The 13282-nt window shown below is 43.1% G+C and carries 11 protein-coding genes; 10 read left to right on the top strand and 1 reads right to left on the bottom strand.

The window, feature by feature from the left end; genetic code table 11:
• Positions 1 to 6: 6 nt before the first annotated feature.
• The 9 genes from QZT26_RS06715 to QZT26_RS06675 all read left to right on the top strand — a co-directional run bounded on the left by QZT26_RS06715 (position 7) and on the right by QZT26_RS06675 (position 8687).
• Positions 7 to 849 carry a DUF3450 family protein gene (locus QZT26_RS06715; protein ID WP_295101327.1) on the top strand — a complete coding sequence of 281 codons (843 nt, stop codon included), beginning with the start codon at positions 7 to 9 and terminating at the stop codon, positions 847 to 849.
• Between the two features lie 17 nt (positions 850 to 866).
• Positions 867 to 2336 carry a MotA/TolQ/ExbB proton channel family protein gene (locus QZT26_RS06710; RefSeq protein WP_295101325.1) on the top strand — a complete coding sequence of 490 codons (1470 nt, stop codon included), beginning with the start codon at positions 867 to 869 and terminating at the stop codon, positions 2334 to 2336.
• A 16-nt stretch (positions 2337 to 2352) separates the two neighbouring features.
• The gene (locus tag QZT26_RS06705; RefSeq protein ID WP_205713329.1) at positions 2353 to 2982 is read left to right on the top strand and encodes a MotA/TolQ/ExbB proton channel family protein; all 630 of its coding nucleotides are present in this window, start codon (positions 2353 to 2355) and stop codon (positions 2980 to 2982) included.
• Positions 2983 to 2996: 14 nt separating this feature from the next.
• Positions 2997 to 3410: a biopolymer transporter ExbD gene (locus QZT26_RS06700; protein ID WP_295101323.1), complete on the top strand. Its 414-nt coding sequence runs from the start codon at positions 2997 to 2999 to the stop codon at positions 3408 to 3410.
• A gap of 11 nt (positions 3411 to 3421) precedes the next feature.
• The gene (locus QZT26_RS06695) at positions 3422 to 4093 is read left to right on the top strand and encodes an energy transducer TonB (RefSeq protein ID WP_164995521.1); all 672 of its coding nucleotides are present in this window, start codon (positions 3422 to 3424) and stop codon (positions 4091 to 4093) included.
• A 5-nt stretch (positions 4094 to 4098) separates the two neighbouring features.
• Positions 4099 to 5511: a tetratricopeptide repeat protein gene (locus QZT26_RS06690; protein ID WP_295101321.1), complete on the top strand. Its 1413-nt coding sequence runs from the start codon at positions 4099 to 4101 to the stop codon at positions 5509 to 5511.
• A gap of 205 nt (positions 5512 to 5716) precedes the next feature.
• Positions 5717 to 6157 carry a phosphate-starvation-inducible PsiE family protein gene (locus QZT26_RS06685; protein ID WP_295101319.1) on the top strand — a complete coding sequence of 147 codons (441 nt, stop codon included), beginning with the start codon at positions 5717 to 5719 and terminating at the stop codon, positions 6155 to 6157.
• A gap of 192 nt (positions 6158 to 6349) precedes the next feature.
• Positions 6350 to 6625, top strand: coding sequence for a hypothetical protein (locus QZT26_RS06680; protein ID WP_099325687.1), 276 nt, complete (start codon positions 6350 to 6352; stop codon positions 6623 to 6625).
• A gap of 235 nt (positions 6626 to 6860) precedes the next feature.
• Complete coding sequence (locus tag QZT26_RS06675; protein WP_295101317.1) at positions 6861 to 8687, top strand: bifunctional diguanylate cyclase/phosphodiesterase; 1827 nt, start codon at positions 6861 to 6863, stop codon at positions 8685 to 8687.
• 493 nt (positions 8688 to 9180) lie between these two features.
• Here the strand turns inward: QZT26_RS06675 and QZT26_RS06670 are convergent, their stop codons facing one another.
• A complete protein-coding gene (locus QZT26_RS06670) occupies positions 9181 to 10884 on the bottom strand; it encodes a glutamine--tRNA ligase/YqeY domain fusion protein (protein ID WP_295101316.1) in 1704 nt (567 codons plus the stop codon).
• Positions 10885 to 11141: 257 nt separating this feature from the next.
• On the opposite strand from QZT26_RS06670, the gene QZT26_RS06665 reads away from it, so the two are divergent.
• On the top strand, positions 11142 to 12923 hold the full coding sequence (locus tag QZT26_RS06665) for an ABC transporter ATP-binding protein (RefSeq protein ID WP_295101314.1): 1782 nt from the start codon (positions 11142 to 11144) through the stop codon (positions 12921 to 12923).
• Positions 12924 to 13282 lie beyond the last annotated feature (359 nt).

Below are 13282 nucleotides of genomic sequence, written 5' to 3'. Positions count from 1 at the left end.
TAAATTATGAAAAACAAAAAAATATATAAATGCCGGAGAGTAAAAACCACTGGAGGTGTATTAGTGAAAATGCGTTGCCGGCTACCCACAGTCGCATTGCTGCTCATTGCTTTTTTCATGTTTGCCTTTATAACAATACCATTCGAAACGGCTAACGGCAGTGTGGATAGCGCACGGGCGGCGCTAGAAAAATGGGTTGAAACCCGTCGCATTATTTCAAAAGAGAAACTGGAATTTGAGCTTGCGAAGGAAATGCTTTCTGAGCGGATAGAACTGCTGGGACGCGAAATTGAGACCGTGCGTAAAAAAAACAGTGAGATCGAAGCAAGTATAACGGAGGCGGATAAAAAAAGAGCCGAAATGCTTGAAGAAAATGAAAAACTTAAAAAAGCATCTACAACTTTGAGCGCTACCGTGATAGAACTTGAAACCAGAACAAGGGAACTCTTAAAAAAACTGCCCGACCCTATTAGAGGACGTGTGAAACCGCTCAGCCAGAGGCTTTCAGAGAACCAGGAAGATACAAAACTATCTTTGGGAGAACGTTTTCAAAATATCATTGGAATACTAAACGAAGTAAACAAATTTAACGGCGAGATCTCCGTTGTAAGTGAAGTGCATGGCCTGCCGGACGGAAACCATGTTGAAGCGACATCTCTTTATATTGGAATAGGCCAATCATATTTTGTTAACGGTAATTGCGACAAGGCAGGATTAGGGATTGCTTCACAAGACGGCTGGATTTGGAGGCCTGCCAATGAACATGCCGCTGCTATTGCCAAAGCGATAGCAATTTTGAAAAATGAAACCGCAGCGGCATTTGTGCAATTGCCCATAGAAATTCAATAAACGGAAATGAGGGTATTATGAAGACAATTAATTGTATCGGTATTGTAATGCTGCTTACTATTTTTTGGGGGTATGCATTTGCTGATGATAAGCAAAAGAATGTTGAAGGCTCCTTTGCCCGTGCTGAAGTAATGGTGCAGGGGCAGCTTGAGGAAGGCCTGGCGGAACTCAGCGCCTTACGTGAATTGATAGCAGATGAAAAAATCCCGCTTAACCGCAAGCTTAACGACCTTGAAGGTGAACTCGTCAATGTACGTATGGATTATCAAAAGACTTCACGTATGCTTGACAGCCATACGCTTGACCTTAGCAACCTGAGAAATGAAATTAAATCGCGCCATGAAGAGGCCACGTATCTTTCCAACCTGATGGGAGAATACGTAAGAAATTTTGAAACAAGGCTGCACATCGCAGAAATCCAGCGCTATGGGGAAATAATTGAAAAGGCCAGGCTTGCTGCCGAAAACAACAATCTCTCAAAAGATGAGATATTTAAGGCGCAGGCGGCATTAGTGTCTGTATCTATAACACGTCTGGAAGATGCGCTTGGCGGTTCATGTTTTGAAGGCAACGCGGTTGATACCGACGGATTGGTAAGACATGGTGATTTTGCTCTCGTTGGGCCGGTTGCGATTTTTCGCTCAAAAGATGGAAATAATGTAGGCACTGCGGAACAGCGCCTCGGCTCGCTTGAACCCTCAATTATCAGCTTTGCAAGTAACAGCGACGCCGTTGCGGCGGCACAGGTTGTATCAAATTTCCATGGATATTTTCCGATCGATCCGACACTTGGCAATGCTCACAAAATTGAAGCTACCAAAGAAACATTTTGGGAGCATATACGCAAGGGAGGGGTGGTCATGGTTCCCATTTTTGCACTGGCGGGGGCTGCGCTTTTAATGGCCAGTTACAAATTCGTTGGTTTAGCCTTTCTGCGCAATCCGTCTTCAAAAGATATAGGTGTATTTATCAATGCCATTGCGCGGCACGATAAAAACGCAGCCATGCAGGCGGCTGAAGCCATCAAAGGGCCTGTCGGAAAAATGCTCTCAGCCGGAGTTGAACATGTTAAAGAAAAAAGCGAACTGATTGAAGAGGTCATGTACGAAACGATACTTGCCACACGCCTGAAACTTCAGAGCCTGTTGCCATTCATTGCCATCAGTGCATCTTCAGCTCCTTTGCTTGGTCTGTTGGGGACGGTAACCGGCATTATAAACACCTTTAAACTGATTACCGTATTTGGTTCGGGAGACGTTAAAACCCTTTCCGGCGGTATTTCAGAGGCTCTGATTACCACCAAATTTGGCTTGATTGTAGCAATTCCGTCATTGCTGCTGCATGCCTTTCTTTCACGCAAGGCGCGCAGTGTTGTTGATCAGATGCAAAAAGCCGCTGCTGCCTTTATCAATCAGGTGAATAAGACACCTTATGAACGCGTTAAAATGAAAGAAGAAGATAGTTATTTAGCAATGAGTGATAATTGATAAAAAGGTATATACAATGAATGTACTGACCGAACATTTAAAAACCCTATGGGAACAGGCATTATCCCTATGGCTTTCCGGAGGATGGAGCATGATTGCCCTTGCGGCAAACGCCCTGGTACTGTTTGGACTTGGAGCGCATATGCACTTTAAACTGAACGAAAAGGGCTTTCGCCGCGTTCCTGAAAAGGTATGGAGCCACTGGATAAATCATCCTGAAGAAAGAAAAGGGCATATCGGAGCGCTGCTCGATTTTGTTGCAGGCGGCAATTCGGTAAAACATGCGATCGTTCTGTTTCAGGAACTCCATACAACGGAGATTGCCCCGTTAGGAAGGGATTTGCTCGTTATGAGAATATGTATAGGCGTATCACCGCTTTTAGGTCTTCTTGGGACGGTAACCGGTATGCTTACGACATTTAGCGCCCTTGCTACAGGGTCAGGCGGTGAAAAAACTATGGGGCTTGTTGCACAAGGGATTTCGGAGGCATTGATTACGACTGAAACCGGATTGGTGTTGGCGCTGCCAGGCCTTTTTTTTCAGTATCACCTGTCGCGTCAATACGAAAGGTACAAAAGCTTTCTTGCACATCTGGAAACAATTTTTACACAGAAACTTTATAAAAAACTTGCGAAACCATTTTAACAGGAAGGGACTTTATGGGACGTTTACGTGATTTAGTGGCGGAGGACAATAGTGATACAGGGATAGATATGTCGCCGCTGATTGATTGTGTTTTTATTCTGCTTATCTTCTTTATCGTCACAACAACCTTTGTTGAAGAGACAGGGGTTGAGGTTGATAAGCCTCAGGCTGCATCCTCTGTCAGGCTGGAAAAAACAAGCATACTGATAGCGCTGACAGATAAGGGAGCGGTAGTTTACGGCGGTAGGGAAATCGGCATCAGCGGCGTACAGCCGCTGGTGAAACGCATGCTTCAGAAGGAAGAGGTTCCGGTAATAATTCAGGCTGATACCGCAGCGCAGTCCGGACTGCTGGTACGTATCATTGACGAAGCCAAGCTGGCGGGCGCCGTCAAGGTAAGTATTGCTTCCCGTCAGTCTAAAAGTTGAGCATAAATAGAGTGAAAGATTATAAAACGAGTTCTACTTCGGGCCATATATCTCATTACATAAGGGTTGTTTCTGCCGCAGCGGGGTTGACGTTTCTTTTTTTTCTAATATTGCCGCTAATGCAGACGATAAGCAAACCTCCCCGGGCTGATATGGCGGTGCGGGATATAGATACGGCTTATGTACCTCCACCCCCGCCACCTCCGGAAGAAGAACCTGAAAAAGAGCCGGAACCTGAAGAACCTCCGCCTGAACTTATGGACGAATCGCCACCGCTAGACCTTTCGCAGCTTGAATTGGCCCTTAATCCGGGTTTAAACGAAGGCTGGCTGTCCGGTGACTTTGCCGTAAAACTAAATACCGTTGCCGCAGGCGCAGGGGACGAAAATCTTGACGCGTTGTTTTCAATGGCGGATCTTGACCAGAAGCCGCGTGTTGTCTATCAGCCGGGGCCTGTCATTGACAAACAAGTAAGAAAAAAGACGCCGGGAACGGTCTACATACTTTTTATTGTTAATCAGAATGGACGTGTTGAAGACCCCATGGTGCAGCGTTCTACTGATCCTGTATTTGAAAAGCCCGCGCTTGCAGCGGTAAAGCAATGGAAATTTGAACCTGGCAAACGGAACGGAAAGGCCGTCCGGTTTCGCATGCGTGTTCCCATCAGTTTCCCGAAAGGATAGTAATTATGAAAAGATTATTTTTGCAGATTACAAATAGTATGCTTATCTTTATCATCGCCGGTATATTTTATTTGATTTCATGGATAGCCGTCCCTGAAGAACGGCAGGCCTGTGCTTCGGGATTAAGTCAATCAGAACTGAAAATCTGGAACGATTTGTCGTTCCAAAAACGGTTTGCCGAAAGCTATATGGCAGAGACTGAAATTGAGCCGCGCGTGACTATGGAGGAACGCGACAGGATGCAGAAGGTGCTTGGGTTTATGTCTTCCGGTGAAATGGACAAGGCTGCCGGCCTGCTGGAAAAGAGCCGTGGTGACAAGGCGAATGCACTTTATGACTTTATGCTTGCTAACATACTATTTCAACAGGAAAAGATTGACCAGGCTGCAGGGATATATCAGATTGCCGTGGAAAAATATCCGAAATTTCGCCGTGCATGGCGCAATCTAGGCCTTATATATGTGCGCATGAGCGAGTTCGAAAAAGCACTGCCTGCGCTTACCCGTGTGATTGAACTCGGCGGAAGCGATTCATTAACATACGGGCTGCTGGGCTTTGCATATTCATCTGTGGAAAATCACCTTTCTGCCGAATCGTCTTTTCGCATGGCCGTTTTGCTTGACCCTGCCACTATTGACTGGAAAATGGGGCTGGCTCGCAGCCTTTTTAAACAGGAAAGATATGCAGAGGCTGTTTCGCTTTGTGATAGTCTGATTTCCGGCAATCCCGACCGTGCAGATTTCTGGTTGCTGCAGGCAAATGCCTATATCGGGCTTAACCAGCCGCTTAAGGCTGCTGAAAATTATGAACTTGTCGATCGCATTGGCAAATCTACCATAGATAGCCTCAACATGCTGGGTGACGTTTATATCAATGAGGGGTTATACGAAATGGCGGTAGATGCTTATATTCGTGCTATGGGAAAAGGTACACAGTATAAGATTGAGCGCGCCATTCGTGCCGCCAAAGCGTTGACTGCTCGTGGAGAGATTAAAGAAACAAGGAAACTGCTTGATAGTATAAAGGCCTTGCATGGCGGACAGCTCAGCACTGAAGATAATAAAGACCTGCTTAAACTTCGTGCAAGGCTGGCCGTTGCTGAAGGTTCCGGCGGCGAGGAGGCGCGCGTGCTGGAGGAGATTGTCGGACTTGACCCGCTGGATGGCGAGGCGCTGATTTTGCTTGGACAACATAGCAACCGTAACGGAGACACTGAAAGGGCAGTGTTTTATTACGAAAGGGCGGCCAATATAGAAAAATATGAGGCGGATGCCAGGGTGCGCCATGCACAGTTACTTGTAGGAATGGGTAAGTATGACGAAGCCCTGCCACTGCTCCGCAAGGCGCAGCAACTTAAACCACGAGACGACGTTCTTAAGTACATGGAACAGGTGGAGCGTATTGCCAAACCACGATAGTTTTGACACAAAAGCACGGCGAAATCTTATGCAAATAGTTTCGTCTTAAAATATCATTCTTGAGTGTAGGGGCGAAGCATTTGCTGTAAATTGTCATAAATGCATTCATACCCAAAACGGGCAAATGCTTCGCCTCTACTTTAGTGTGTAACCTCTGTACCTGTCTTGCATTTAGCAGGTAGAAACTATTCTGAAATTAGAAAATATGAAAACTAATTTACAGCGAAAATGGCTGGAATTTGATTCTTCGATATTTTATGAAAAGCTGGCAAAATGGATACTCAGCATCCTCATCCTGGTCATACTTTCCGGCATGTTGGGCGGTGTTGTCATTACGATGTTTCATTTGCGGCTCCTCTTTAGCCTGGACATAGAACACGCCCTGCGGGTTATTATCATAGACGCCCTCACCATCCTTGCCCTACTGGAGATATTTAAAACCACTATGGCGTATTTTTCCGAAGGCCGCATAAAGGTGACCTATATTATAGACACGGTCATTGTTGTAATGCTTACGGAAATCATGGCGTGTTGGTTTAAGGAATTCGATCTGTACAAACTGGGTACGATAGCCGTCCTCGTCTTAGTATTGTGCGTTATGAGGGTATTTTCCGTTAAATATTCTCCAGGTATAAAACACCCCTGACCCATAGCAACCTTAACATAAAATTAACATGTTCTTTATACTGCCTTTACATAAGAGTTGTTTAATAGTATAGGAATTTCAAGCCGGTCACACAGTCGTACAAGTTGTGCAAAAGAAATTTGCCGAAGGTATGATTTGTAATGTAATGGTTTAGAGAGTTTAATTTTATATTTATGGAAAGGAGCTACTATTATGAAAATGAACACGTTTTTTATTTGTCCTGAATGCGGGAATGACAAGGATTTTAAAATCTTTACGAGCAACTTTCAGATCGTCAGACAATCGCCAGAATTGGGGCGATGCATTGACTCAAGCTTTGCCCTGCCTAATCTGCGGCAACATGACAATTACATCGAATGTGTGCCCTGTCTTAAAAGGTATGATTATAACGATGCATTAACGAACGGGAGGAGATACGTTAGGGCGATTGGGAGGTTTAAAAAAACTTACCCTATGTCTCAGCGGTAAGTGTGTCTTTTAACGTAGGAATAAATAGTCAAACAAATTAGATTCTTTAAAGATGAACAATAAAATTCATTGTAAGGGCAGCACTGACAAACCCAGTTTGTCCGTGCTGTTATGATGTTGAGCCGTTTCACTGTAAAACCGTATTAAATATTTTGAAAAATAGATGTTTTAGGCGTATTTCTAAAGTTTGGTGCGAAACGAGAACGTGCCGTTCATAAAAATGGGGGTATGCGCTATGACAGCCGCAATCGCTTTCATTTCCGAAACAAATAAAAAATCAGATATCAGCAAAGAATTGGAAGAAGAATTCATAAACATTATTGAGAAGGGGCTGATTTTCACCAAATTTCAACCCATTGTTTGCCTTGCCACGGGAAACGTCGTTGCGTATGAGGCATTAAGCAGAGGTCCGGAAGCAAGTATGTTCGAAAATCCAATATTCCTGTTCGAAGTAGCCGAAAAACTTGAGATGTTGGAAGACCTGGACATGCTGTGCAGGGAAAAGGCTATTATGAACGCTAAAATATTGGGCATGAATACAAAGCCAATTAAATTATTTATCAACATAGACGCGGCATGTATAACCTATTCAAAACATGATAAAGGAAAGACAAAGACAAAGACATTAATTGAGGAATTTGAGTTTGAAATGGACAACGTTGTACTTGAGATTACGGAAAGGACGTTCATAAATGACTCTCAGATTTTCCACCAGGCGTTATCACACTATCAATCGCAAGGGTTTTCAATAGCTATAGACGACCTTGGGTCTGGAAGTGCTGGCCTGCGGCTGATATCGGAAATAAATCCACAGAAAGTGAAAATTGATAAATTTCTTGTTGAAAACATAGATAAATCATTTAAAAAGCAGGCCATTGTAAAAATGCTGGTAGATATGTGCCACAGAGTCTTGAATTCAAAAATTGTAGCGGAAGGCATAGAGACGTTTGAAGAATTTACCACCGTAAAAATGCTTGGGATTGATTGGGGACAAGGCTACCTTTTCGGCAAACCATCATCAACACTACAACTAGTTTCAGGCTACGTTAAAAACAAAATCATTTTACAGCAGCATGTCAATGGCGGAGAAGTCTTTTCTGATGAATCGAGAATTGAAAACATAGCGTCTTTGAATGTACCTGCCTTTCATTGCGACACGCAGATTGGAAAATTGGTAGAAACATTTAATCAGAACCCAGAAATGCTTGGCATACCAATTGTGAATAATGGAATTCCAGCGGGGCTTGTCATGAAAACCAACCTTTTCTCTCAGTTGAGTAAAAAGTTCGGCTATGATCTTTTTTATAAACGTCCTGTTTCATACTTAATGGGAACAACGTTCTTAACCGTTGATGTAAGCGAGGATATTGATTCAGTTGCAAAACAGGTGCTCTCTAGAGATTTTTCCATGCTATACGATATATTTATTATTACCAATAACAATAAATATTATGGCGTCTCCACGGTTCATGCCCTACTTGAGAAGATGACCACCTTAAAAATAAAACATGCAAGCCAGGCCAACCCGCTGACGGGGCTCCCTGGAAACGATTCCATAAAGGTATTTGTTGAAAAACAGATAAGAGCCGGTCAGGATTTTGCCTGTGTGTATTTTGACCTGGATTTTTTTAAGGCCTATAACGACTATTATGGATTTTGCAAGGGTGACGAAGTACTCAAAAAAACGGCATATTTGATTATGGAGATATTTAGCGTTTCAAGAATCGGCTATGTTGGACACATTGGAGGAGACGATTTTATCGCTATTATTCACACGGAGGAAGCACAAGACTTGTGCGCCAGATTTATCCGTGAATTTGACGCCATGGTACCCAAGCTGTACGCAGAGATTGACGTGAAAAACGGCTGCATCGAAACCCTGGACAGGAATAATCTAAAATGCAGGTTCCCGTTGATGTCCGTATCGCTCGCAGTTGTTGAATCAAAAGAGAACTCGCGATTTCAATCACTTCTTGAAATAAGCACGGTTGCGGCTGAAATGAAAAAGAAGGCCAAAGCCGTTAAAGGGAGTGTTTTCCTGATAAATCAAAGGGCAAATTAGGCAACTTTGAAATTTCCATACAATTACTACAAAATTAACAATGCCTGTGCTTACTTAGCGCCTAAGCTGGCATAGCCAGCACCAAACAAGCACGAGATAAAAAATACGAAGCACGAAATACGAAACAAATTCCAAGGAACAAAACCGTAACAATTTGTAACACTTTAGTTTTTTGAAAAAACAAAAATGCTCGTTCCCAAGTAGCGGCAAAGCATGCCTTGCCGCTACTTGGGAACGCAATGGTATTGGAAGCTCTCGCTTCCATTTAGCAAGAATTATTCGGCTCAAAATAGGACTCCAAATATCTTGATAACATACTGAAAAGTACAAGCTGACATGGGCCCATTCTCTTTTCCATTCGAAGCTGGAGCTTCTCAAACAATCCCGTTCCCAAGCCGGAGCTTGGGAACGAGCGTTTTTTTTCATAGAACTAAAGTGTTACAACAATTTTAGTTTTTTGAAAAAGTAGGGGCGAAGCATTTGCCAGTTTTTGTCATTTCCCTTCGGCCTTTTGCTCCTTTGCCCATGTATCACGCAGTAGCGCCGTTCTGTTAAAAACAGGTTTTTTACTGGCGGTGTCTTTTGCATCAACGCAAAAATAACCTATGCGCTCAAATTGGTAACGGCTCCCGGGTTTAGCATCTGCCAGTCCAGGTTCTACACGGCATTTAGCTATTATTTCCAGGGAATTTGGGTTTAGAAACTTTTTAAAATCAGTTTCATCTTTTTCTCCGCATGGAGATTCCTTTATGAATAAATGGTCGTACAAACGCACTTCTGCTTCAATTGAATGTTCGGCAGAAACCCAATGTATTGTGCTCTTGACTTTACGGCCATCCGGTGCGGAACCGCCCCGTGTTTCCTGATCATAGGTGCAGTGCAATTCTTTGATTTCGCCGGTTACTTCGTCTTTTATTGCCTTTATACAGGTAATGAAATAGGCGTAGCGTAAACGGACTTCACGCCCGGGGGCAAGGCGAAAGAATTTTTTGGGCGGTTCTTCACAGAAATCATCCTGTTCTATATATAAAACCCTGGAAAAAGGCGCCTTTCGTGTCCCCATATTTGGGTCTTCCGGGTTGTTTATACACTCCAATTCTTCCACATGACCCTCGGGGTAATTAACAATGACTACCTTAAGCGGGCGCAATACCGCCATTACCCGGAGAGCATGTTTATTAAGATCTTCGCGGACAAAGTGTTCCAGCAGTGCGATATCAACCATGCTCTCTCTCTTTGCCACTCCAATTCGTTCGCAAAAATTGCGTATTGCTTCCGGTGTATATCCCCTCCTTCGCATGCCTGAAATAGTAGGCATTCTTGGGTCGTCCCACCCGCCTACCTGTTTTTCCTCTACCAGTTCAAGTAATTTTCTCTTGCTCATCACGGTATAGCTGAGGTTGAGGCGTGCAAACTCTATTTGTTGCGGATGGCATTCCACCCCTAACGTGTCGAGTATCCAATCATACAGGGGGCGATGGTTTTCAAATTCTGTTGTGCATATGGAATGCGTGATCCCTTCAATGGAATCGGAAAGGCAGTGGGCAAAGTCGTACATCGGATAAATACACCATGTATCGCCGGTCCTGTGATGCTTTGTACGCCGGATACGATAGATAGCAGGATCTCTCATGTTTAAATTGGGAGAGGACATATCAATTTTTGCGCGAAGCACATGAGCGCCATCCGCAAACTCTCCTTTGCTCATGCGTGTAAATAAATCAAGATTTTCTTCTATGGTTCGTATGCGATAGGGGCTATCCTTTCCCGGTTGAGTCAAGGTGCCTCGGTGCTCTCTTATCTCGTCAGCGCTTAGACTGCATACATAGGCCTTGCCTAGCCGTATCAACTGTACCGCATACTCATACAGCTTTTCAAAATAATCGGATGTGTAATAAAGATGCGTTCCCCAGTCAAAGCCCAACCAATGTACATCGTTTTTAATTGACTCAACATATTCAATTTCCTCCTTGCAAGGGTTTGTATCATCAAACCGCAGGTGACATACACCACCTTTATTTTCCAGGGCAATACCAAAGTTAAGACAAATTGATTTTGCATGCCCGATGTGCAGGTATCCGTTTGGTTCCGGCGGAAAACGTGTAACCACCCTACCGCCGTGTTTATTCGTTTTTATATCTTCCGCAATAATTTCCCTTATAAAATCAATCCCGGAAGCAGGATTATCTGTAGACATATTATTTCACTCCTTTGCGACCGAAGGTCATGGATATTTTATTCTTTTGAATTAAAGGTTGAATTTTATCATTCTAACACCATTAAGCAACAGCATTTTTAGGTGCGTTTCGCACAGGCAAGATGCCTGCGCCACAGATCTGTGTATCATTTACGCTGAATAGTTACGGTGAAAATGCTGTTTATCATTGTTTGTACAAGACTTCTTCTCTAAAATGAAGTTTTTATTCTCAATTATGTTAGCGTTTAGGAATTTCAATGTTAATACGTTTTATGAAAAAATTGAAAAAACTTTGGCAAAGAAGCATTGTTTACAGGGTATTTGTAAAGAAATACCGGCGCTATTTTATTATTGGGGCAATCTCGCTCATTACTGTGGATATTATTAATATATTTCCCCCACTTATTATAAAAAAAACCATAGATATGCTTTCCGGTGACAGTAACATGCGAGGCATTGCATATTATATCGGCTTATTTCTACTGGCGACATTTTTCCAGGGGGCATGCCGCTATGTGTGGCGGATATATTTCATAGGAACGTCTTTTCGGTGCGAGCATGACCTCCGTATGGCTTTTTTTAAGCATATAGAAACACAATCACAGCGTTTTTTCCAGAAATATAAAACTGGCGATCTGATGTCCAGGGCTACAAACGATATGAATGCTATCCGTATGGCAGTTGGGCCTGGATTATTAATCGGGCTTGACGCCTTGTTGTATTTTATAGTTATTCCTCCGATTATTATCTGGTTGTCCCCCAAACTATCATTATTTACCTGTATATTGATGCCCTTAACGCCTTTTATTGCTTATAAAATCAGGAATGTTATTGACCGCCAGTTTTGTAGTGTCCAGGAACAATTTTCAAGGATCAGCGAAAAGGTACGGGAGAGCATTTCCGGTATCCGTGTGGTAAAGTCTTTTAACATTTCTCAACAGGAAGAAGCGGCTTTACGGGAATTGTCAGAAGATTTTGTAAAGAAGAATCTTAAGCTTGCCATTCCGCAGTCTCTTTTGGGTCCAGCCTTTGAGTATATTACTTATTTGGGAATAATCATGCTGCTTTGTATTGGCGGAAGAATGGTCATTCAAGGCGATATTACGCTTGGCACCCTGGTCGCTTTTCAAAGTTACATATCAATGATGATTTGGCCTATGACGGCTGTAGGTTGGTGTGTCTCATTATTGCAGCGCGGTAATGCGTCTATGAAACGTATTGATGAAGTGATGGAGGAAAAGCCTGAGATCGACAAACATTCTGTAACAAGTAAAAAAGTAACTTTGAAAGGAGATATTGAGTTCAGGGACGTACATTTTCAATATTATAAACAGGATAAATGGATATTAAAGGGCATACACCTTAAAATACGCGCTGGGCAACGTGTGGCAATTGTAGGGTCTATCGGCAGCGGTAAAACAACGTTGTTAAGCCTTTTGCCCCGGATACTATCAGTAAAAGACGGTACGGTATTTATAGACGGGATGGATATCAATGCTATGGATGTTACATTGTTGCGCAGGTGTATTGGTTTTGTTCCTCAGGAGGCATTTCTGTTTTCTGAACGAATTGCAGATGCCATTTTGTTTGGCAATGCAGGGGAGGAAACGGGTGAAAAAGTGAGAGAACTTGCCCGTATGGTAAAACTGGAGGCAGAAATCCAAAAACTACCCGAGCAGTATGAAAGTTATTTAGGCGAACGCGGAGTTAATTTGTCGGGCGGGCAGAAACAAAGATTAACCATTGCGCGTGCGCTGGCGGTAAATCCGGACATTATTATTATGGATGATTGCCTCTCTGCGGTGGATGTTCAGGGGGAGCATTTTATTCTGCACAACATAGCGACAAAATTTCCCGGCAAAACACTCATTATTGTTACACACAGATTACCGGCTATCAGGGATTTTGATGTAATTGTTGTTATGAAAGAGGGCATGATTGTTGAGAATGGCACACATGCAGAGCTTATAAAAATGAACGGGGAATATTCGGCGCTTTACAGGAAAGAGGAGCTGGAAGAAGGCATAGAAATATTGTAGGGGCGAAGCATTTGCTATAAATTGTCATAAATGCGCTCAAACCCAAAACTGGCAAATGCTTCGCCCCTGCTTAAATGTATAGTAATTTCAATCGTAACGCTTTGGTTTTTTGAAAAATGTATTACCTATAAACTCCGTAGGAGCAGCCTGTTTGTAGCAAAACAGAATATTATAACAGATCGTAGAGACAGGTTTGAAACCTGTCTCTGCAATTAGGAGCGACCTGTCTCTTGTAAATCCATATTAAACAGGTCTGCCTGAATACGGACAGGCCGCTCCTACGGAGCTATTTACCTTATTGAATTTTATTGCGCTACAAACAGACCGCCCCTGACGGGGCTACATGGTATTTTTTCTAT

Origin of the sequence: uncultured Candidatus Kuenenia sp. (assembly GCF_900696675.1) — a bacterium.
GTDB lineage: Bacteria > Planctomycetota > Brocadiia > Brocadiales > Brocadiaceae > Kuenenia > Kuenenia stuttgartiensis_A.
Note: the sequence above shows the minus strand (reverse complement) of the source record. Positions and strands in the feature narration are given on the sequence as shown.

Bases quoted from the DNA above. Each gene is read 5' to 3' on its own strand.
- QZT26_RS06665 (WP_295101314.1), top strand. From the start codon at position 11,142: ATGTTAATACGTTTTATGAAAAAATTGAAAAAACTTTGGCAAAGAAGC.
- QZT26_RS06700 (WP_295101323.1), top strand. From the start codon at position 2,997: ATGGGACGTTTACGTGATTTAGTGGCGGAGGACAATAGTGATACAGGG.
- QZT26_RS06670 (WP_295101316.1), bottom strand. From the start codon at position 10,884: ATGTCTACAGATAATCCTGCTTCCGGGATTGATTTTATAAGGGAAATT.
- QZT26_RS06715 (WP_295101327.1), top strand. From the start codon at position 7: ATGAAAAACAAAAAAATATATAAATGCCGGAGAGTAAAAACCACTGGA.
- QZT26_RS06710 (WP_295101325.1), top strand. From the start codon at position 867: ATGAAGACAATTAATTGTATCGGTATTGTAATGCTGCTTACTATTTTT.
- QZT26_RS06685 (WP_295101319.1), top strand. From the start codon at position 5,717: ATGAAAACTAATTTACAGCGAAAATGGCTGGAATTTGATTCTTCGATA.
- QZT26_RS06690 (WP_295101321.1), top strand. From the start codon at position 4,099: ATGAAAAGATTATTTTTGCAGATTACAAATAGTATGCTTATCTTTATC.
- QZT26_RS06705 (WP_205713329.1), top strand. From the start codon at position 2,353: ATGAATGTACTGACCGAACATTTAAAAACCCTATGGGAACAGGCATTA.
- QZT26_RS06680 (WP_099325687.1), top strand. From the start codon at position 6,350: ATGAAAATGAACACGTTTTTTATTTGTCCTGAATGCGGGAATGACAAG.
- QZT26_RS06675 (WP_295101317.1), top strand. From the start codon at position 6,861: ATGACAGCCGCAATCGCTTTCATTTCCGAAACAAATAAAAAATCAGAT.